Origin of the sequence: Comamonas testosteroni TK102 (assembly GCF_000739375.1) — a bacterium.
GTDB classification, from domain to species: Bacteria; Pseudomonadota; Gammaproteobacteria; order Burkholderiales; family Burkholderiaceae_C; genus Comamonas; species Comamonas brasiliensis.
Genome location: NZ_CP006704.1, coordinates 3233021 through 3252976, shown reverse-complemented (window position 1 = coordinate 3252976; position 19956 = coordinate 3233021). Strand labels below are relative to the sequence as shown.

The window sequence follows — 19956 nt, the reverse complement described above, 5'->3', positions numbered from 1 at the left end:
AGGGAGAAGGCTTGAAACTAAAACAATGCCAAAGCCGCCTTGGCGGACGGCTTCAGGCGGTTCTGACATCCAGGGTGATTTCCGTGAAGGACGGCATATCGTCGTCGCCGGGCAGGATCACATCGGTGATGGCCGGAGCTTTGACAGCAGTGGCCGCATGGCTGACGTCATTATCCATACGCCACATCAGATTCGTGGGCGAGTCGGCATAGGCCAGCGCTTCGTTGCGCTCAATTGTGCCACTGCGCACCAGCGCAGCCAGTGCTTCCTCAAAGGTCTGAGAGCCTTCGGCCATGGATTTTTCCATGGCCTCCTTGACGCCGCCGAAGTCGCCCTTGACGATCATGTCGCTGATGAGCTTGGTGTTGAGCATCACCTCCACGGCCGGCACGCGCGTGCCGTCGACGGTGCGGACCAGGCGTTGGGAGATCACTGCCTTGAGCGAGGCTGCCAGCTCGCCCAGCATGCTGGGCCGCACTTCCTCGGGGAAAAAGGACAGGATGCGGTTGAGCGTGTGATAGCTGTTGTTGGCGTGCAGGGTGGCCAGGCACAGGTGACCGGACTGGGCATAGGCCAGCGCGGCCGACATGGTTTCGCGGTCGCGGATTTCGCCGATCAAAATGACATCGGGGGCCTGCCGCAGCGCATTCTTGAGTGCGGTCGCCAGTGTGCTGGTATCGGTGCCGACCTCACGCTGGTTGACAATCGATTTCTTGTTGCGGAACTGGAATTCGATGGGGTCTTCCACCGTCAGGATATGGCCGGTGAGCTTTTCGTTGCGTTCTTCGATCATGGTCGCCAGCGTCGTGCTCTTGCCCGAGCCCGTTGCGCCGACCACCAGCACCAGGCCGCGTTTTTCCATGACCAGTTCGCTGACGATGGCAGGCAGATTCAGTTCATTGCGCGACGGAATCTGATACGAGATAAAGCGTACGACCACCGCATAGGAGCCACGCTGTCGCATGGCGCTGATACGAAAACGGCCGATGCCGCTCATGGGAATCGCCATGTTCAGCTCGCCAGTCTGCTTGAGCTCTTCGATGGCTTCGGGCTTGACGACTTCGGAAAGCAAGGCCAGGGGAGCTTCGACCGGCAGCTCCTGATTGTTGATGGGGATGCAGATGCCGTTGATCTTGATCAGCGCGGGTGCCCGGGCGGAGAGATACACGTCCGATGCCTTTTTCTCGGACATCAGACGCAGAATTTTTTCCATGGTGCTCATTTGCTCTTCATCCTCTTTTGCGCAGCCTCTCTGTCCGCGCATGTTAGCGCGTGTCCAATCGGTACAGATGGTGCATGACGCCCAAAGCCGACCTTCGGCATGAAAAAAGCCTGCGCGCTAATAAGCGGGCAGGCTTTTGTGCAGGGCTTGCCGGTGCAGCTTCCGCACCAGGGCGGAGCGAGCATGGCCGGGCGCCTATCAGTCGCGCAGCAGGTCGTTGATGCTGGTCTTGGAGCGGGTCTGTGCATCCACACGCTTGACGATGATGGCGGCATACATGGAGTAGTCCTTGCCGTCCTTGGTCTGCTTTGGAATGTTGCCGCTGACCACCACCGAGCCGCTGGGCACGCGGCCGTAGGTGATTTCGCCGGTTTCGCGGTTGAACAGAGGGGTGGACTGGCCGATGTACACGCCCATGCCCAGAACGGAATTCTCTTCCACGATCACGCCTTCGACCACTTCGGAGCGGGCGCCGATGAAGCAGTTGTCTTCAATGATGGTGGGGTTCGCTTGCAGGGGCTCGAGCACGCCGCCCAGGCCCACGCCACCGGACAGGTGCACGTTCTTGCCCACTTGGGCGCAGGAGCCCACGGTGGCCCAGGTGTCGACCATGGTGCCTTCGTCCACATAGGCGCCGATGTTCACATAGGAAGGCATCAGGATGGCGCCCTTGGCGATGAAGGAGCCGCGACGGGCCACGGCAGGAGGCACCACGCGCACGCCGGTGGCGGCGATCTCGGCTTCGCTCATGCCTTCGAACTTGGTGGGCACCTTGTCGAAGAAGTTCAGGGCACCGCCGTTGATCAGTGCATTGTCCTTGAGACGGAAGGACAGCAGCACGGCCTTCTTGATCCACTGGTGCACCGTCCACTGGCCCACACCTTCGCGGGTGGCCACGCGCAGCTTGCCGTCGTTGAGCTCGGCAATCACGTGCTCCACGGCATCCACCACTTCCTTGGGGGCGGCGGAAGGCGAGATATTGGCACGGTTGTCCCAGGCGTTGTCGATGATGGATTGCAGTTGTTGCGTCATGATGTTTTCGGTCAAAGATCGAAAGTTGAGGTGAATCGTTGGGTCATGAGGCCTGCGCAAGGCAGACCTTGGGTGGAAATCAGCGTGTGCGGGACTCGATGAACTGGGCAATACGCTGAGCTGCTTCAAGGCATTCTGCCGTTTCGGCCACCAGAGCCATTCGGATGCGGTTGGCTCCGGGGTTGAATCCATGGGCCTCGCGTGCCAGATAGCTTCCCGGCAAAACCGTCACGCCTGTATGAATATACAGCTCTTTGGCGAATTGTGCATCATCCATGCCCAATTCCGGCGGAATGCCGGCCCAGAGGTAGAAGCTGGCATCGGGCAGCTTGACATCCATGACCTTGGGCAGCACGGGCGTGACCTGGGCAAACTTCTCGCGGTACAGGCGGCGATTTTCCTGCACATGGGCTTCGTCGCCCCAGGCAGCGACCGATGCCGTCTGCACCACAGGGCTCATGGCACCGCCGTGATAGGTTCGGTAGAGCAGGAAGGACTTGAGCAGGGCCGCATCGCCCGCCACAAAGCCGCTACGCAATCCTGGCACATTGCTGCGCTTGGACAGGCTGGTGAACATCACCAGATTCTTGAAATCATGGCGTCCCAGCTTCTGAGCGGCTTCCAGACCGCCCAGCGGAGCTTCTTCCTGGAAGTAGATCTCGCTGTAGCACTCGTCGCTGGCAATCACAAAGCCGTGCTTGTCGGACAGCGCAAACAGCTTTTCCCATTCGCCCAGCGGCATCACGGCGCCGGTGGGATTGCCGGGCGAGCAGACAAAAATCATCTGCGTGTTCTGCCATACCTCCTCGGGCACGGCGTCCCAGTTCACGGCGAAGTTGCGCGCGGCATCGCTGGCGGCGTAATACGGGGTAGCCCCAGCCAGCAGCGTCGCACCTTCGTAGATTTGGTAGAAGGGGTTGGGGCAGATTACGCGCGCACCGGTCCGGGTGCTGTCCACCACCACTTGGGTGAAGGCAAACAGGGCTTCACGCGAGCCATTGATGGGCAGAACCTGGGTCGCGGCATCCAGTTCGATGCCATAGCGTCGGTTGGCCCATTGGGCGCAGGCCTGGCGCAAGGCCGGCAGACCGGCGGTGGCAGGGTAGACGGACAGACCCTGCAGTTCGCTGCTCAGTGCTTTTTCAATGAACGCTGGCGTGGCATGACGCGGCTCTCCAATGCCCAGACTGATGGGGCGCAGGCCCTCAGGCGGTTGAGCAGAGGCAAACAGTTGGCGAAGACGTTCAAACGGATAAGGCTGTAAGCGCGAGAGCAGGGGATTCATAGTGACACATTATGGGCTGATGCCATTTTCGCATGAGAAAACAGTGCTCATGGTTTCGAATTTGCGGGTTTGCAGGCTCTGGAAATTGCAATTTGTTACGTAAGCTGGATGACAGAGCAAGTGGCTACCGTGAACAAGCTGCGAAGTCAGCAAACGAAGTCAACAACAAAAAACGAATGGAGACTGGCAATGCAAAAGCGCATCTTGCCCGACAAAAAAAACCACGTACGAGTGAGGAATTCCGGATTGCTGTGGCTGGGGCTGCCATGGCTGCTCGCCGGGCCTGTTTTGCCCGTGCTGGGGCTCAGCGCAACTTTGCAGCTGGGCTGGTTGTCATTGTGGGCCCTGGGAGTGCTGCTGTGGCTAGGCGCTCTTCACAAACGCTGGCAGCAGCAGTGGCAGGACATGCAGCTGGCGCTGGAAAAGGTCGCCCAAGGAGACCTGAGCATGAGCGCTGGCGCTAAGCCCGGCCATGGACCGGAGGCATCAAGCCTCACCGGGTCCATGGTGCATGCGCTGTCGGCCATGGTGGCCGATGTCCGCAGCAACGCGGCCCTGGTGGCCCAGGCCGGGCAGAGTATGGTCAAGGACCATCAGGCCCTGTCCGAGCGTACCGAGACGCAGGCAAGCAATCTGGCGCAGACCGTGGTCAGTGTCGAGCAGCTCACGGCGGCGGTTCAGCACAATGCCGAGGTGAGCAAGGCGGCCCATGGCCGCGCCGACGGAGTGCGCTCGGCTGCCGACCAGGGGGCCCGAGCCATGCAGCATGCGGTGCAGTCGGTGGAACTGATCGAGCGCAATGCAGGGCGCATGCGGGAAATCATCGGGGTGATCGACGGTATTGCCTTTCAGACCAATATTCTCGCGCTCAACGCGGCGGTGGAAGCCGCCAGGGCCGGCGAGCAGGGGCGCGGTTTTGCCGTGGTGGCCAGTGAGGTGCGTACGCTGGCCCAGCGCAGCGCCGAGGCAGCCAAGGAGATTCGGCAACTGATAGGCGAAACCGTGCAGCAGGTCGGCCGGAGCACGCAGCTGCTGCGCGGCGCAGTCGAGGAAATCCAGGGTGTGACGCGGGCCGTCCACGACGTGGTGAGTCATATGGGGGAGCTCTCGGACTCGGCCAGCAGCCAGAGCACAGGGCTTCAGGAAATCAGCAATGCCGTGCACCAGATCGATGAAATCACCCAGCACAACGCCCAGATGGTGAGCCAGGCGTTGCAGCAGGCGCAGGAGTTGCAGCTGCGTGCCCAGCATCTGTCGGACGCAGTGTCGCGCTTCAGGTTGCAGCAGGGCACGGCCGAGGAGGCCGTGGCGCTGGTGAATGCGACCATGCGGCAAGCCAGAAGCTCCTCGAGTGTCGCCAGCCTGCTGCAGGTCGTCTCCGATCCTGCGCAGCCGTTTCACGACCGCGATATGTATGTGTTTGCCCTGTCCTCCGAAGGGGAGTACCGGGCCTTCGGCGGCAATCCGGCCAAAGTGGGTCTGCGTGTGCAGGACGTACCCGGTATCGACGGCGACCGCCTGATGGCCGATATCATGGCCCAGGCCGAACTTCGCCCGGGCTGGGTGGAATACGACTACATCAACCCCAGCAATCAGCAGGTGCAGACCAAGATGTCCTATGTCTGCAAGCACGCAGGCCTTTACTGGGGTTGTGGCGTCTACAAGAGCCTGGTCGGCGCCTAGTGAAACCCCGAGAGACCTTTGCAGTCCCAGAGGATACTATTGAATTAAGAGCATCTGGCGCTTTATATATAAGTGATAGAGGCTTATTTGGTATCAATTCTGGGCGCGCTGAGCCTTGGCCTTGGCGAGAATGGCGGCAATCGCCGCCTTTTTGTCCTGAGCTGGCGCTGCCGTCGTGACGGCTTGAGCGCCGGTTCCTGTTGCCGCGGGCTGCGCCGTGGTGCGCACCGGCGCGTTGGCCTTGCGGCCCGTGCGCTGCAGATGTGAGCCATAGCGGCTGCGGGCATGTTCCGCCTGCGCAGCGCTCCAGGCAGACCAGCCTGTGGTGTCAGCACTGGCATTGATCAGTTCTATGCAGTCGACCGGGCAGACGGGAATGCACAGTTCGCAGCCCGTGCAATGGTCGGCAATCACGGTATGCATGCGCTTGTTGGCACCCAGAATCGCATCGGTAGGGCAGGCCTTGATGCACAGCGTGCAGCCTATGCACCATGCTTCGTCGATCACTGCCAGGGCGCGGGGTGCCTCCAGGCCGTTCTCGGGATTGAGCGGCAACTCTGGCCTGCCGGTGATGGACGCCAGTCGGCGTACGCCCTCCTGGCCGCCGGGGGGGCATTGGTTGATGGCGGCTTCTCCACTTGCAATGGCCTGGGCATAGGACGCGCAGTCGGGATAACCGCAGCGCGTGCACTGTGTCTGGGGCAGGGCTGCATCAATGTTCGCAGCCAATGCTTGAAGCGAAGAGGCTGCGGACAGGGATGAGTTCATTCTGGTCTGGTGAGCCTTTACGCCCTGGCGCGGTGGGAGCCGCGTCCTTTCTGGGCAGGAGCACTATTTTCACCTGTTTTCGCAGTCTTGACAGGCTTGTCGGCATGGGCTTCATTGCTTTCCAGCTCGGGCCCATCATCGCTGACGCTGCTCAGATGACCAGCGGCGCTGGCGGCCGTGGCGCTGGCTGGCTGGTGGGACAGGATGAAGTCACGCACCTGAGGGTAGACGGTCTTGCGCCAGCGGCTGCCGCTGAAGATGCCGTAATGGCCCGCGCCTTGCACTTCGATATGCTGGCGTGCCTCGGCAGCGATGCCGGCACACAGATCATGGGCGGCACGGGTCTGGCCGGCACCCGAAATATCGTCCAGCTCGCCTTCAACCGTCAGCAAGGCCGTGTTCCTGATGTCCTGCGGGCGCACCAGCTCGGGCTTGCCTTGCTCGTTCCTGACTTCCCAGGTGCCCTTGACCAGCTTGTATTCCTGAAACACGGTGGCGATGGTTTCCAGGTAGTAGTCGGCGTCCATGTCCAGTACCGCGTTGTACTCGTCATAGAACTTGCGGTGATGTTCGGCGCTGGCCTCGTCGCCCTTGATCAGGTCTTTGAAATAGTCGTAGTGGCTGTTGGCGTGGCGGTCGGGATTCATGGCCACAAAGCCCGAGTACTGCAAAAAGCCCGGGTAGACACGGCGGCCGGCGCCGGGGTAATTGTTCGGTACTTCGTAAATGACGTTGTTCTCGAACCATTCGTAGCTGCGGGTTTCGGCCAGATTGTTCACAGCCGTTGGCGAGCGGCGCGCATCGATGGGCCCGCCCATCATGGTCATGGACAGCGGCGTGACTTCGCCACGGCTGGCCATCAGCGAAACCGCCGCCAGCACCGGCACCGTTGGCTGGCAGACGCTGACCACATGGCACTGACCATAACGCCCTTGCAGATAGCGAATGAACTCCTGCACATAGTTCACATAGTCGTCCAGATGGAATTCGCCCTCGGACAGCGGCACGATGCGGGCGTTTTTCCAATCGGTGATATAGACCTTGTGGCCTCCCAGCATGCTTTGCACGGTGTCGCGCAGCAAGGTGGCGTAGTGGCCGGAGAGTGGGGCCACGATCAGCACCACAGGCTGGCTGAGCATGAGATCCAGCGTCTCAGGGTCGTCGGAGAAGCGCTTGAAGCGGCGCAGTTCGCAAAACGGCTTGTCGATCTCCACACGTTCGCGGATGGTGACATCCACGCCGTTGACCTCGACGTTATGCAGATCGAACTCGGGCTTTTCGTAGTCCTTGCCCAGGCGATACATCAGGTTGAAGCCCGCAGCCATGCGCTGGGCCAAGGGCACCTGGCTGAAGACCGAACGAGGATTGTTGTAGAACTTGGACGCGGCCTGGGCAAAGTCTGCAAATGGCTCGACCATTGCGCGCTGCATTTCGTAGATCTGATAGAGCATCGGAGGCACTTTTGCGGGTTATGTTGCAGTGCAATATAACAGCAGAGTTTGACATGCGAAGTAGTGAATTCCCTTCAAGCTCCGGATCTGCGGGGATTGCGCAACGAAGGCCGAATTTCGCGGTGTCTGAAAGTAAAAAAGCTGACTGAAGTCAGCTTTTCATGCAGGCTCATAGCATCTGCTCTGCGGCTTCCTGCTGGATCTCGTTCGGCTTGGTGCGGGCCAGTTTCATCACCTCGTGCGGTGGCAGGGGCTTGAGGCGGTGGTCGCTCCAGACCTGACGCCAGCGGCGCGCACCGGCAAGACCGTTGCGCAGACCGAGCATATGCCGGGCAATCGAATACCAGTGCGTGCCATGCTCGCGTGCTTCGCGCTCCATATACAGCACCATTTGCTCCTCAATTCCCTCGCGCGTGCGTTCTCTGCTCTCATCCTGATAGTAGAGAGCATCCCAGGACGCCATCCACCAGGGATTGTGATAGGCCTCGCGACCCACCATGACTCCATCGACCTGCTGCAGTTGCTGCAGCACCACATCATCGGTCTTGATGCCGCCGTTGACGGCGATTGTCAGGCCCGGAAAGTCGCGCTTGAGCTGTGCCACGACCTCATAGCGCAGCGGCGGAATCTCACGGTTTTCCTTGGGGGAGAGGCCTTTGAGCCAGGCATTGCGAGCGTGAACCACAAACACATGGCAACCCGCGTCGGCAACGGTCCCGACGAAGTCGCGCACAAAATCATAGCTTTCGATTTTGTCGATGCCGATTCGGTGCTTGACGGTGACCGGCACGGACACCACATCTGCCATGGCCTTGACGCAATCGGCCACCAGTGCGGCCTCGTTCATCAGACAGGCGCCGAAAGCGCCGCGCTGCACGCGTTCGCTAGGGCAGCCGCAGTTGAGATTGATCTCGTCATAGCCCCACTGCACGCCCAGGCGCGCGCTGTGCGCCAGATCGGCCGGCTCCGAGCCTCCCAGCTGCAGCGCCACAGGATGTTCCTCGGCTTCGAAACGCAGATGGCGGGCCACATCGCCATGCACCAGAGCACCGGTGGTCACCATTTCGGTATAGAGCAGGGTGTGCTGGCTGAGCAGACGGTGGAAGTAGCGGCAATGCTTGTCCGTCCAGTCCATCATAGGGGCCACCGACATGCGCCACATGCTGTGAACTGGTTGATTCGTTTGGATATTTTCTTTGTTCATTGATGAAATCTGTGGGCTTGCAGCACCATACATCGCCCTGAAAAACACCCAGAAACCCCAATATTTTGCCCCTCAGTGCCTTCACTATGGGGACTATTTCAGCCAGGAAAGGGTAGATGACCCAAGCGTATATACGGCCCAGACTCGCCCAAAAGATAAGGGCAGTATTGTGCACACACAGGCGCAGACTTTCACGAGCAAGGCTTTGGCGAAGACATGGCTGTGGGAATCACGGAGCCAGAAGCGCGATGACTTTGGATATCCGCTCGCTGGAGGCTGCGGAATCGCCAGTAAGGACGCATGTCTGCGACGCGAAAAGCCGCTTGCTGGACGCTAGACCACGGCGGCAATCAACGAGTCGGGCTGTCGCGCCAGCAGATGAGATAGCCGGTGAAGACCGGCTTGCAAGCGTTCACGGTCCTTGATGCTGCCCAAAGAGATGCGAATGGCGTTTACGGAGCGGTTGCCAGTGGCGAATGCCTCCGCCGGCGTGACTGCTATGCCTTCGCTGCCAGCGGCATGTGCGAGCTGCGAGGAGCTCCAGTAGCTCGGCAATTCGAGCCATACATGCAGGCCATCTCCGACGCCGATGTAGCGTCCCGCTAGAATGTCTCTGGCCATCCAGTGGCGCAGGCGGGCCTCCTTGCGTACTCCTTCCATCAATTCAGCTGCTGAACCATCGAAGATCCACTGCGTGGCCAGTGCGGCCGTCAGAGGTGCGACCATCAGCGCAAATGATCTGAGCGTGGCGAGGAAGCGTTCGCGTTCGTGCATATCAGGAACGAGAACGAAGGCCACGCGCAAGCCCGGAGTCAGGCATTTCGACAGGGTCGAGATGTAGCACACCTGCTCTGGAGCGAAGAAGGCAATAGGCGGCGGCGGGGCATCGGCAAGCAGCCAGTAGGGGTCATCTTCGACGATGCGTACATTGCAGCGCTTCGCGATGCTGGCGAGTTCCCTTCGGCGGTGCTCAGGAATGGTGATGCTTGTCGGGTTCTGCAATGTCGGATTGAGATAGATCAGCCCAGGCTTGTGCTTGTGGCACGCCTGCTCAAGCGCTTCGGGCACCATGCCGTGCTGATCCGCATCCACTGCAACGATGCGTCGGTCGAACTGTGTCCCTGCGGTGCGCAGGCCCGGATAAGCCATCGGTTCCGCCAGGATCACATCGCCAGGCTTGGTCTGCGCAAGAATCAATGCAGCGATCGCCGCTTGTGCGCCTGGGCAGACAACAACCTGCTCTGGATCCCGCTGTCCAAGCATGGGCTCAAGCCATCGGGCTCCCGCCTTGCGGTCGGAGTCGCTCCCTCCGCCCAGGTGGTAAGTCATCAGCAGATTGGCATCTGCTCTCATCAGCACCTGGGACAGGCCTTGCTTCAACATATCTTCAAAGTCCACACCGTCGGGCGGCGGTGGGGTATTCATGCCCAGGTCGAGGACAGTGGTCAGTTCCACTTTCGGTGCTGCGACATAGGTGCCTCGGGCGCCGCGGCCTTCCAGCAAGTGGCGGCGTCTGGCTTCGTCATACGCGCGCGTGACCGTTGTCAGGTCGATGCCTAGTTGTGCTGCCAGTTGGCGCTGTGGAGGTAGACGGTCACCCGGACTCAAGAATCCGTCTGCCATGGCTGCCTGCAAGGCATCTGCAATCTGCAGAAAACGCGGCCCTCCATGCGCGGACAATCGCGGCAACCACGCGCGCAAACGGTCATCTTGTATGGCTTTCATATACATACATTCTGTCTCAATGTATGGAAATTGCTTTTAAGTAATATGCCTCGACACGGCAGCGAAATCACTCTTGTATGGCAATCGCTGACGTTTTGCCTCTCATGCCTGGGAGGTGGTGTTCCCCACAACAGACAGTGTCAGTCATAGGCTGGAAATTCTCAAAATGATCGATTGGGTCCCTGTAGTCTTTGTAACGTTCAAGGTGCTCATCTTCGGCACATGCATGTTCTTCGCCATCAAGTGGCATTACGACCAAGGGAAGAAGGGCGTGGACAGGCGCGCGCTACTACGCACGAGTGCCAAGCTGGTTGCCATCTTCATGCTCGCACTGCTGGGTGTATTGCTCTTTACCTTTGGCCTCGCCAGGATGCTCGGTATGGACTTGAGTCTTCCTTGACTGGACGGACTGGGCAGCTAGAGCCGGTAATGCGATCAACCCTGCAACTGTCGGGCTAACCTTGAATGGTGACTTCATGGCAATGGCAATCTGCCTGGTGTCGCCGTGGCACACTGCCTTTGATTTCAGGCTTCGGGACATCTTTTGCCCGAGTACACGAGGCTGGCTCCGGGCTGATGACTGCGTGAAGCGGCCCTTTCAACGGCTTTGTGCAAGCTCCTGAGCTACCCCCCAAAAAAAAGGGCGCTTCAATGAAGCGCTTTTTTGTATGCTGGTACGGCAAGGTCGGATCATGCCGAATGACCTGAGACATCGACCTTGCCATGGTCTTGTTTTCAGAGCCGTTTCGGCCCTTCACCCCGGAATTCTTCGAGGCGATGAAGACTGTTCATTAAGACGCTTGCTTGACTGGAGCAAGAGACTTGGAACCATTCGCAAAAATCCGGGCAGTAGGGGTGTGACCCGTGAAGGGGAAGCCCGTCACACGCTTGGTGCGGGGCGGGGCGTAGGTCCGCACCTTGGATGTGCTCAGGCCCAGACGCACGAGCGACTCAGCAATGGCCACGGCAGCAGCCACACCATCGACTACCGGCACACCGGTGAGTTCGCGGATCTTGGCATCCAGTTCGGCCATACCTCCACAGCCAAGGCAAATGACTTCCGCATGGTCTTCGCTGACGGCAAGGCCAGCCTGGCGAACAATCGCTTCGACCGCACGCTCGGGTTGGGTCTCCAGCTCCAGCACAGCCATGCCACTGGCGCGAACCGATGCGCAGCGGTCGTTCAGGCCTGCGAGCTTGAGTCGATCCTCGATCAATGGCACAGCGCGATCCAGCGTCGTGACCACAGAGTATTTGTGGCCCAGGAACATGGCAGCCGTGGCCGCAGCCTCGGTGATATCCACCACGGGAACATCCAGCAACTCCTGCAGGCCTTCGCGGCCATGCTCACCGTAGCCAGCTTGAATGACGGCGTCAAAGGATTGGCCATAGCTCATCACCGCATCCATAACTCCGACCGCGGCAAGATAGCTCTCGAAATTCCCCTCAACCGATTCGGCCCCAAAGCGCGGGGTCAGAGCGACTATCTCCGTGCCTGGCGCAGCCACTTTCTGAGCCTGCATGCCGATGGCATGGGTCATCGACTCGGTGGTATTCACGTTCACGATCAAAATGCGCATGATTTTTAACTTTCTTTCTCAGTGCTTGGCGGAGGCTACGGAAATGGCTTCGCCATCCTGGTCTTCGTAGGTGAGGCCTTTGGGTGCAACCATCCAATAGAACAGGGCGCCTAGTCCGGCTGCGATGAACCAGGAGAACTGGGACAGCGATTGCAACGTCGGCAGGAACGCAAATAACAGCGAGATCAGGGACGAGGGAATCAGGGCCTGAATTGCCTTGGGATTGATGCCATTGCGGTAGTGATAAGGGCCTGCAGGGTCGTGTGTATAGAGCGCCGGCACATTCACACGCTGTTTGCGGATCAGCCAATAGTCGGCCATCACGATGCCGAACAGCGGACCCAGAAATGAACCTAGTCCGCCCAGGAAGTAGACGATGACCAGCGGAGAGTTGTAGAGGTTCCAGGGCAGGATCACGAAGCCGAGGACTGCGCTGACAAGAGCTGCCCGGCGAAAGTTCAGATGCCTGGGCATGAGGTTGGCCAGTGCCAGGGCAGGAGCCACGAAATTGGCCATCAGGTTCACGGCAACGGTCAAGATCAGCAGCGAAAGACTGGCCAACATCAACAGCGGCTTATTGGGAATGTTCTGGACGATGTCGGTCGGGCTTTGAATCAGCGTGCCGTCGATGGCAAGCTGGCCGCCCGTCAGGATGACCACGATCAAGCCGAAGATCAGCATATTGATCGGAATGCCCCAGAAATTGCCTTTCACCACGGCGCTGCTTGAGGTGGCGGCGCGTGTGAAATCACAGAAGTTCAGCACGAAGGTCCCGTAGATCGCCACCCATAGCGAAGCAGCGCCCAGGATCTGCAGCCACATGGCTCCGCCGCTGCTTGCAAACGGGGCAGACCAATGTAAGGTCCATTTTGCGCTATGGAAGATCCATCCTGCCAGGGCAATGAAGGTCAGCAGAATCACCGGTCCCGCAAAGGCCTCGTACTTTCGTATGCTCTCCATGCCCCAGCAGGCAATGAGCACCTGCACAACCCACAGGATGGAAAAGCTGATCCAGCCCAGCAATGGCAGGCCCAGCACGACTTGCTCTTTCAGCGGCTGTAAGCCGGGAAACAGCGTGATCAGCATCACGTCGAGCACCATGGATGCCAGATAGGTTTGAATGCCAAACCACGCAATGGCGACTCCGCCGCGGATCAGTGCAGGAATCTGAGCGCCGCGTGTACCAAAGCTGATACGGCTCATCACCGGAAAAGGGATTCCTGTACGGGTCCCCATAAAGCCGGAGAGGGACAGTAGTACGAACAGAAATGCGGCACCCAGCAGCAGTGCCATCAGGATCTGATGTCCACCGAGTCCAAGCGTGAAAAGACCGATGGCAAAGGCGTAGTTGCCAAGGCTGTGAACATCGTTGGCCCAGAGGGTGAACAGGCTGTAGCTGCCCCAGGTGCGTCCCTGTTTCGAGGTGGGAGCCAGATCATGGTTGTACAGCGCGGGAGAAACCCCGGCCGGCAGGCCTTTATCGCGCTTATGGCTTGTGGTGTTGGCTCCCGAGGTCAATGACTCACCATGGGTGTCCAGTACTAGGTTGTTCATATGCCGCCTTCCATCAGGGTGCACCGTGGAGCCCCTTTGCCATGGCCTCATTTCGGCTGAGTAAGACCATGTTTGTCTACCGTTATTAACGGCTACAGACGATGCAAGCCTGCAGCCATGCGTTTGCTGCCAAAGCTCATGAAGCCAATCGAATTTGCCCCCATGAACACCTGTTTCAGCAAGTCTGTGCAGCGATTTGTTGAACACATCGCTGACATGCATTCAATGTATACAAGGCATGAATTCAAGACGCTAGTAAGAACCCTTGTTCTATCGGCAGTGAATCCAGGCTTGGCGCAATCCTTGGGGGCGATGAGAACTGGTCGCTATCAGGCCTAGCAAGCTCTGGCGGGCATTTCAGTCACAGGCAAAGACGGGAAGCTACACTTTGATCACGGCTGTTTTGCGCAGATCTCTATCTTTGAATCGTCGACGAGCACCGCCAGGCACTGCTAGGTGCTGTGATGTTGCTGTGCCATAGAAGAGAGCCTCGAAGCTGAGCAGCGCAGTCATTTCCCAGCGGCTGCAAAGCCCACATTCGGGCTGCTTGCACCGCACCACACCACTATTGCTTGCCAAGGAGTAATTGGCGCTGATTTTTCTATGGCGGTGAGATTAGTTGAAATGAAGGGCAAGACTTTGGCCGCTGCACTCACCTGGCGTTGCAGCAACCGAGATAGCTGGGCAGCCCATTCGGCAGGGACTGCGGAGACGGGCACATCGTTGCGTTCAGTGGCATTGGCAATTCTTGCGGGAAGCCCATTCCACGGCGCGATCAGCGAACGCGTAAGTCATCACCGGCACAGATGGCGAACTTAATCGCTGCCAGTACTATCACTGGGAGGGCCAGCGTTTCAAGCTTCAATGCTGGCTCGCCAGGAAGTGTTGGGAGCTAGGGCCAAAATCAGCGAAGCAGCCGAGCGGCTGGATCGGGCTGAATTGGAGGACGCCTGCTGGCGTCAGAACACTTATTTGGCTGAAGACGAATCTTCAGGAGCCAGGATGGAGCGCAGTCGGTTGCGGGCTCCGCGACGACCAATCAGGCTTTCATCAAGGCGCGATGCCAAGGCATCGATATGAGCAATCATTAACTGTTCAGCCTTTAAATTGTCGCCTTCCGCCAGCGCATCAACGATGGCTGCATGATCGTCATTGAAAACCTTGGCCTCGGTTTTCGATTGGTATAGATCCGAAATCAGAGTCGTTCTCGCAGAGAGATCGACCATCATGGACGTCAAAAAACGATTGCCAAGACACTCGGCCAGGCAGATATGAAAGTCGGCCAGCAGCCAGCTGCGAGCTTCCGCATCTCCACAGGCAATGGCTTTGCGTTCTTCAGCGATATGCTTGCGCAGGCGCTTAAGTGTCGTCTGCAAGGGCTGACCAGCATCACGTAGCATGCCTGGCTCAACGACGCGCCGCGCCGCATAGGTTTCCTGAGCCTCTTCAAACGAAGGCTCTGCAACATACCAGCCAACCCTGGATCGGACCTCCACAAAACCTCGGGTCTGCAGATGCATCAATGCCTCGCGGACCAAGGTTCGACTGACCTGAAATAAGTCCGCAATGTCTTGTTCACCAAGCTTCTCTCCCGGACGTAGCTTGGCTGTCAGGATCGACTCTATGAGACGCTCGGCGATCTTGGTTTTAGTGATGACTGGAGTACTCATTCAATTGATTTTATGCGACCGTACCATACCTAAGTGGTTGCTCTGCAGAGTGGAAGAGTTCGCCCGTGCCCGCGATAGCAACTGGCAACGGTTGCATGCAGAAGGTCATGTAATGGCGCCCTCCTAAGGAGGAGAGTAGGCCAAATAGGCCGGGCGTGCTATCTCTTTATCGTCCGCTGACGGTTGCTTGGTGAACTGCGAAGGTGAACCAAGGGAGAACACCTAGGCTTTCATTTATTGATGTTGTATACAAGTCTTGAGTTCAAGATTTATGATGAAGCAATGGAAACCTCACTCACTTGGTCTATCGCTGAAAGTCTGACCAAAGCAATCGTTGAACATCGACTGATGCCGGGTACCAAGCTGTCGGAGCAGAAGCTGGCCAACCACTTTGGCGTTTCCCGCACTCTGGTTCGCCAGGCTTTGTTTCAGGCTTCACAGAACCGCCTGATCAAGCTGGAGCCTACGCGCGGTGCCTTTGTGGCCACGCCTTCGGTCGAGGAAGCGCGCCAGGTGTTTGCCGTGCGCCGAATGCTAGAGGCCGAAATGGTGCGCAATTTTGCTGCGCAGCAGACACCTTCTCGCTTGTTGGAACTCAAGGCACATGTGGCTGCCGAGAGGAAGGCCATGGAAGCGAATGACGTGGGCCAACGCTCCGAGATGCTGGGCGACTTCCACGTGCGCATGGCCGAGCTCATGGGCAACGAGGTGCTGGCACAGCTGCTGGGCGAGCTGATTTCCCGCTGCGCATTGATCACCCTGATGTACCAGTCTGCACCGGCGGCCGAGCATTCGCACGAAGAACATGCCGACATCGTGACCGCGCTGGCTGCGGGCGATGCCGAACATGCGGTGCAGCTGATGTTGCAGCACCTCGATCACATGGAAGAGGACATGTCCTTCAACCGTATTTTGCCAACGCGCGATCTGTCGATGGCACTTTCATCCGTATCCCTATGACTTACGATTCCACCGCCTCCTACCCACGCGACCTGATTGGCTACGGCCGCAACACGCCCCATCCCGAATGGCCCGGCAAAGCCCGCGTGGCCGTTCAGTTCGTGCTGAACTACGAAGAAGGCGGTGAGAACCATATCCTGCATGGCGACCCCGGCAGCGAGCAGTTTCTGTCGGAGATGTTCAATCCCGCCAGCTACCCGGACCGTCACATGAGCATGGACGGCATCTATGAATACGGCTCGCGCGCCGGCGTGTGGCGCATTCTCAAGGAGTTCGAGAAGCGCGGTCTGCCGCTGACCGTGTTCGGCGTGGCCACGGCGCTGCAAAAGCATCGCGAGCTGGCCCAGGCCTTTGACGAACTCGGTCACGAAGTGGCCTGCCACGGCCTGAAGTGGATTCACTACCAGAACGTGCCCGAGGAGATCGAGCGCGCCCACATGCAGCAATGCGTGGACATCTTTGAAGAGCTGTACGGAGCGGACGGCGACCACGGCCTGGGCTGGTACACCGGCCGCGACAGCCCCAACAGCCACCGTCTGGTGGCCGATGCCGGCCGCTTCAGCTACGACAGCGATTACTACGGCGACGACCTGCCCTTCTGGATGAAGGTCGCCAAGAGCGACGGCACGACGCACAACCAGCTCATCGTTCCCTACACGCTGGACGTGAACGATATGCGCTTTGCGCTGCCCCAGGGTTACTCGCATGCCGATCCGTTCTTCCAGTACATGAAGGACACATTCGATGTCCTGTACGCCGAGGGCAATGCCAGCGGCGACAACGCCCCCAAGATGATGAGCATCGGCATGCACTGCCGACTGCTGGGCCGTCCCGGCCGGATTACAGCGCTGCAGCGCTTCCTCGACCACATCCAGAAGCACGACAACGTGTGGGTGTGCCGCCGTATTGATTTGGCTCGCCACTGGGCCGAGCGTTTCCCTATGCGATGAACCCATCTGGACTCAGCAAGACCAAGTCAGGCAGAGACTTAGCCATCATGGATGGGCGGGAATAGGCGCCTTCAATCTCTGCGACCCGAGAACCCAGGGAGCCAGAAGAAGGGCTACCAGTCGCTGGACGGGGAAGGTCACCGAGGCATGCTCGCCGCCGCAGAGCACCTGTGTTGCGGCAGGAATGTGGGCATCGCTGCGGCTGAGCCAGGCATGCTCAGGGCCGGACTGCAGGCCCTCGCGGATCACGGCTTTTGTGTCCTACACAGTTATGGCCGGCGGCCTGCCAGGGCTTCTTGCCGGTATGTACTTGGTGCATGGTGAACTGTTCACAGCGCTTGCTGACCCGCAGCTCGGTCAAGTCGAACGGCTTGCCGGGCTGAGCCTGGAATGGGCTTGGCAGACGGTGTCCATCTGGTGCGCGATCACGGCACTCATGAGGTGGGTGATATCCCCTCGGCCTTGACGATCTTCAAAGTTACGGTTGGTGGTGGAGTCGCAGCGGATGCCGTCCATGAGCATGTCGCTGTTCATGGCCTGGCTACATCTGGATCGCAGGAGAGTCTGCGGCTCTCTGTAGCCTGAAGCAGCCCCAGGGCCGGATATCAGTCTGCGCAATGATTCTCAGAGCTCTGGGCCGATACAAGCATGTCTAATCACTTCCTAAGTCTTGCGGAAATACTTCATGAACAGTGTCGCCAGTGGCTTCGCTGCGCTGCTCAACGGCACACCGCGCAACTGGACCAAGCCAAGCGCCATGGGGGGTGGCAGTGGCTCCACGTGCAGACGCTGTAGTCCTGCTCCATAAATCTTGTCGTTCAGGAGAATTTCGGGGCAGAAGCCAAGTACATCAGTGCGCCTCATCAGCTCGCTCATCAGCGTGGAGGAGGTGCAGTTGACCATCTTGCGTGGCTCCGCCAGACCCTGGCCTCGAAGCCAGCTCACCAGCGTCTCGCTCTGACTGCCCGCCGAGTAGTTCAAAACCCAGGTCGCGTCACGAAGCTCATCCCAGGTTTTCGCCTTGGCCAGCGGATGGCCCTGTCTTCCGGCGGGCAAGGCAATCACGTCCATCAGCGGTTTGAAGACCAGTTCATAAGGCAGATCTGTGGGGTCGGCAATGGCCAGCGCGAAGTCCAGTCGTCCCTCGAGCAGAGCCGGAATCAAGCTGCTAAGAAAGCCTTCACTGAGCGCTAGTTGCACACCCGGCGCCAACTGTTCAAACGTTTTCCAGACTTCGGGCAGCGCCTTGATCGAAACCAGGGGCGACATTGCCACGGCCACCCGGGCGCCCGAGCCGCCGCGGATCAGCCGTACCTCTTCGCGCGCCTTGTCCAGCATCGACAGCGCCAGGCGTGTATGGGATAGCAGCACTTTTCCAGCCGGGGTGAACTCAATGCCCCTGTAGCTGCGTACCAGCAGCTCTGCACCTACATCCTCCTCCAGTTCGCGAAGCGACTTGGTCAGGGCGCTCTGGCTCAGAAAGAGTGCACGGGCGGCAGCACGTATGGAGCCGCTTTCGGCGACCTGGGTGAAAGCCCGAATCTGATGATTTTTCATGGGGGCAGGGTTTTCATCGGGTGAATCGTTTTGGTTGTCTCCTCGGAAAATATACCGGCTTTTGGTGCGATGACCGAGACGCTACATTTTTTGCATGCACTCGAAATTCAGCTCCTACATAGATACCGATGCCATGCTTGCATGGCGGCACGCCATCCATCGCCAGCCTGAACTGGGTTTTGAGGAGTTCCAGACCAGCGCGCTGGTAGCGCATTGCCTGCACGAATGGGGCTATGAAGTCACCACCGGCCTCGCGGGAACAGGATTGGTTGGCTCCCTGAAGTTTGGCCCTGGTTCCAGACGCCTGGGACTGCGTGCGGAAATGGACGCACTGCCCATTCAGGAGGACACGGGCCTGCCATGGGCCAGCGAGGTGCCCGGAAAAATGCACGGTTGCGGGCACGATGGTCACACCACCATGCTGCTTGGCGCGGCACAGGCGTTAGCCAAGCTGCATCGCGAAGGCAAGCATGTAATGGATGGCATGCTGCATCTGATCTTCCAGCCTGCGGAAGAACTGGGCGGTGCGGGCGGCGCCCAGCGCATGATGAAGGAGGGACTGTTTTCGCGCTTTCCCTGCGACGCGGTCTTTGCCATGCACAACATGCCAGGCATGGAGCAGGGCCAGATCCTGTTTCGTGAAGGGGCTTGCATGGCCTCCTCCGATAGGGCAACTCTGGTGTTCGAGGGCTGCGGCGGCCACGGCGCCATGCCGCACCTGGCGACCGATCCTACGGTGGTTGCCGCGTCCACAGTAATGGCCTTGCAAAGCATCGTCGCACGCAATGTAGATCCGCTGGCATCTGCAGTAATCACCGTGGGACGCCTTCAGGCCGGGAAAACCTACAACGTGATCCCGGAGACCGCCGAACTGGAGTTGAGCATCCGGGCCCTGAAGCCCGAGGTGCGCGACCTGCTGGAGGAGCGCATTCGGGCTGTGGCGCAAGGTCAGGCCGACAGCTTTGGCGCACAGTGTCACATCACCTATGAGCGCGGCTACCCGGTGCTGGTCAACTCTCCCGCTGAAACCCGGCTTGCGATGGGTATAGCGCGGTCGCTGTTCGGCGATGCGCGGGTCATAGCCAATGCCGATCCGCTGTGCGCGAGTGAGGATTTCGCTTACATGCTGGAAGAGCGCCCTGGTTGCTACCTCTTCATAGGCAATGGTGACAACGGTCACACACATGGCAGCGCCTCGGGACCCTGCAATGTGCACAACCCCAGTTTCGACTTCAACGATCGCAACCTCGAAACCGGCGCCACATTCTGGACGGCTCTGGCCCATTTCTTTCTTTCAACCCACGCCCCAAGCTGA

The 19956-nt window shown here is 59.1% G+C and carries 17 protein-coding genes and 1 pseudogene; 5 read left to right on the top strand and 13 right to left on the bottom strand.

Features of this window, described 5'->3' with window-relative positions; all coding sequences use genetic code 11:
• Positions 1-52: 52 nt before the first annotated feature.
• The 3 genes from O987_RS14625 to dapC form a co-directional block, all read right to left on the bottom strand.
• On the bottom strand, positions 53-1222 hold the full coding sequence (locus O987_RS14625) for a PilT/PilU family type 4a pilus ATPase (protein WP_003054845.1): 1170 nt from the start codon (positions 1220-1222) through the stop codon (positions 53-55).
• Positions 1223-1420: 198 nt separating this feature from the next.
• Positions 1421-2254 (bottom strand): 2,3,4,5-tetrahydropyridine-2,6-dicarboxylate N-succinyltransferase, encoded by an 834-nt coding sequence (gene dapD / locus O987_RS14620; RefSeq protein WP_003054847.1) that lies wholly within the window; start codon positions 2252-2254, stop codon positions 1421-1423.
• Positions 2255-2333: 79 nt separating this feature from the next.
• A complete protein-coding gene (gene dapC, locus O987_RS14615; RefSeq protein ID WP_043373095.1) occupies positions 2334-3539 on the bottom strand; it encodes a succinyldiaminopimelate transaminase in 1206 nt (401 codons plus the stop codon).
• Between the two features lie 189 nt (positions 3540-3728).
• Here dapC and O987_RS14610 point away from each other — a divergent pair, with 189 nt between their 5' ends.
• Positions 3729-5222, top strand: coding sequence for a methyl-accepting chemotaxis protein (locus tag O987_RS14610; RefSeq protein WP_043373093.1), 1494 nt, complete (start codon positions 3729-3731; stop codon positions 5220-5222).
• Positions 5223-5315: 93 nt separating this feature from the next.
• On the opposite strand, the gene rsxB is transcribed toward O987_RS14610, so the two are convergent.
• The 4 genes from rsxB to O987_RS14585 all read right to left on the bottom strand — a co-directional run bounded on the left by rsxB (position 5316) and on the right by O987_RS14585 (position 10370).
• Positions 5316-5990, bottom strand: coding sequence for an electron transport complex subunit RsxB (rsxB, locus tag O987_RS14605; RefSeq protein ID WP_003054856.1), 675 nt, complete (start codon positions 5988-5990; stop codon positions 5316-5318).
• Positions 5991-6007: 17 nt separating this feature from the next.
• Positions 6008-7441 carry a polyhydroxyalkanoate depolymerase gene (locus tag O987_RS14600; RefSeq protein WP_003054857.1) on the bottom strand — a complete coding sequence of 478 codons (1434 nt, stop codon included), beginning with the start codon at positions 7439-7441 and terminating at the stop codon, positions 6008-6010.
• 169 nt (positions 7442-7610) lie between these two features.
• Positions 7611-8645 carry a tRNA dihydrouridine(20/20a) synthase DusA gene (gene dusA, locus O987_RS14595; protein ID WP_080731531.1) on the bottom strand — a complete coding sequence of 345 codons (1035 nt, stop codon included), beginning with the start codon at positions 8643-8645 and terminating at the stop codon, positions 7611-7613.
• A 333-nt stretch (positions 8646-8978) separates the two neighbouring features.
• The gene (locus O987_RS14585; protein WP_200879557.1) at positions 8979-10370 is read right to left on the bottom strand and encodes a PLP-dependent aminotransferase family protein; all 1392 of its coding nucleotides are present in this window, start codon (positions 10368-10370) and stop codon (positions 8979-8981) included.
• 166 nt (positions 10371-10536) lie between these two features.
• Here O987_RS14585 and O987_RS14580 point away from each other — a divergent pair, with 166 nt between their 5' ends.
• A complete protein-coding gene (locus tag O987_RS14580; protein ID WP_043373087.1) occupies positions 10537-10770 on the top strand; it encodes a hypothetical protein in 234 nt (77 codons plus the stop codon).
• Between the two features lie 391 nt (positions 10771-11161).
• On the opposite strand, the gene O987_RS14575 is transcribed toward O987_RS14580, so the two are convergent.
• From O987_RS14575 to O987_RS14565, 3 genes are all read right to left on the bottom strand, one after another.
• Positions 11162-11950 carry an aspartate/glutamate racemase family protein gene (locus O987_RS14575; RefSeq protein ID WP_043373084.1) on the bottom strand — a complete coding sequence of 263 codons (789 nt, stop codon included), beginning with the start codon at positions 11948-11950 and terminating at the stop codon, positions 11162-11164.
• An 18-nt stretch (positions 11951-11968) separates the two neighbouring features.
• On the bottom strand, positions 11969-13726 hold the full coding sequence (locus tag O987_RS14570; RefSeq protein WP_235214147.1) for an NCS1 family nucleobase:cation symporter-1: 1758 nt from the start codon (positions 13724-13726) through the stop codon (positions 11969-11971).
• Positions 13727-14472: 746 nt separating this feature from the next.
• Positions 14473-15174: a GntR family transcriptional regulator gene (locus O987_RS14565; RefSeq protein ID WP_043373081.1), complete on the bottom strand. Its 702-nt coding sequence runs from the start codon at positions 15172-15174 to the stop codon at positions 14473-14475.
• A gap of 282 nt (positions 15175-15456) precedes the next feature.
• On the opposite strand from O987_RS14565, the gene O987_RS14560 reads away from it, so the two are divergent.
• Positions 15457-16134 carry a GntR family transcriptional regulator gene (locus O987_RS14560; protein ID WP_043373079.1) on the top strand — a complete coding sequence of 226 codons (678 nt, stop codon included), beginning with the start codon at positions 15457-15459 and terminating at the stop codon, positions 16132-16134.
• Positions 16131-17084, top strand: coding sequence for an allantoinase PuuE (gene puuE / locus O987_RS14555; protein WP_003054882.1), 954 nt, complete (start codon positions 16131-16133; stop codon positions 17082-17084). The genes O987_RS14560 and puuE overlap by 4 nt, the downstream gene beginning before the upstream one ends.
• Before the next feature lie 45 nt (positions 17085-17129).
• Here puuE and O987_RS28825 read toward each other — a convergent pair whose 3' ends face one another.
• The 3 genes and pseudogenes from O987_RS28825 to O987_RS14550 all read right to left on the bottom strand — a co-directional run bounded on the left by O987_RS28825 (position 17130) and on the right by O987_RS14550 (position 18641).
• On the bottom strand, positions 17130-17333 hold the full coding sequence (locus O987_RS28825; RefSeq protein ID WP_144244931.1) for a hypothetical protein: 204 nt from the start codon (positions 17331-17333) through the stop codon (positions 17130-17132).
• Positions 17334-17441: 108 nt separating this feature from the next.
• A pseudogene (locus tag O987_RS28135) lies at positions 17442-17621 on the bottom strand (hypothetical protein); the annotation flags it as partial.
• A 126-nt stretch (positions 17622-17747) separates the two neighbouring features.
• Positions 17748-18641: a LysR substrate-binding domain-containing protein gene (locus O987_RS14550; protein ID WP_043373076.1), complete on the bottom strand. Its 894-nt coding sequence runs from the start codon at positions 18639-18641 to the stop codon at positions 17748-17750.
• A 94-nt stretch (positions 18642-18735) separates the two neighbouring features.
• Here O987_RS14550 and O987_RS14545 point away from each other — a divergent pair, with 94 nt between their 5' ends.
• A complete protein-coding gene (locus O987_RS14545; protein WP_043373073.1) occupies positions 18736-19956 on the top strand; it encodes a M20 aminoacylase family protein in 1221 nt (406 codons plus the stop codon).

Coding starts and splice junctions, on each gene's coding strand:
- O987_RS14625 (WP_003054845.1), bottom strand. CDS start 1,222: ATGAGCACCATGGAAAAAATTCTGCGTCTGATGTCCGAGAAAAAGGCA.
- dapD (WP_003054847.1), bottom strand. CDS start 2,254: ATGACGCAACAACTGCAATCCATCATCGACAACGCCTGGGACAACCGT.
- dapC (WP_043373095.1), bottom strand. CDS start 3,539: ATGAATCCCCTGCTCTCGCGCTTACAGCCTTATCCGTTTGAACGTCTT.
- O987_RS14610 (WP_043373093.1), top strand. CDS start 3,729: ATGCAAAAGCGCATCTTGCCCGACAAAAAAAACCACGTACGAGTGAGG.
- rsxB (WP_003054856.1), bottom strand. CDS start 5,990: ATGAACTCATCCCTGTCCGCAGCCTCTTCGCTTCAAGCATTGGCTGCG.
- O987_RS14600 (WP_003054857.1), bottom strand. CDS start 7,441: ATGCTCTATCAGATCTACGAAATGCAGCGCGCAATGGTCGAGCCATTT.
- dusA (WP_080731531.1), bottom strand. CDS start 8,645: ATGAACAAAGAAAATATCCAAACGAATCAACCAGTTCACAGCATGTGG.
- O987_RS14585 (WP_200879557.1), bottom strand. CDS start 10,370: ATGAAAGCCATACAAGATGACCGTTTGCGCGCGTGGTTGCCGCGATTG.
- O987_RS14580 (WP_043373087.1), top strand. CDS start 10,537: ATGATCGATTGGGTCCCTGTAGTCTTTGTAACGTTCAAGGTGCTCATC.
- O987_RS14575 (WP_043373084.1), bottom strand. CDS start 11,950: ATGCGCATTTTGATCGTGAACGTGAATACCACCGAGTCGATGACCCAT.
- O987_RS14570 (WP_235214147.1), bottom strand. CDS start 13,726: ATGCATGTCAGCGATGTGTTCAACAAATCGCTGCACAGACTTGCTGAA.
- O987_RS14565 (WP_043373081.1), bottom strand. CDS start 15,174: ATGAGTACTCCAGTCATCACTAAAACCAAGATCGCCGAGCGTCTCATA.
- O987_RS14560 (WP_043373079.1), top strand. CDS start 15,457: ATGGAAACCTCACTCACTTGGTCTATCGCTGAAAGTCTGACCAAAGCA.
- puuE (WP_003054882.1), top strand. CDS start 16,131: ATGACTTACGATTCCACCGCCTCCTACCCACGCGACCTGATTGGCTAC.
- O987_RS14550 (WP_043373076.1), bottom strand. CDS start 18,641: ATGAAAAATCATCAGATTCGGGCTTTCACCCAGGTCGCCGAAAGCGGC.
- O987_RS14545 (WP_043373073.1), top strand. CDS start 18,736: ATGCACTCGAAATTCAGCTCCTACATAGATACCGATGCCATGCTTGCA.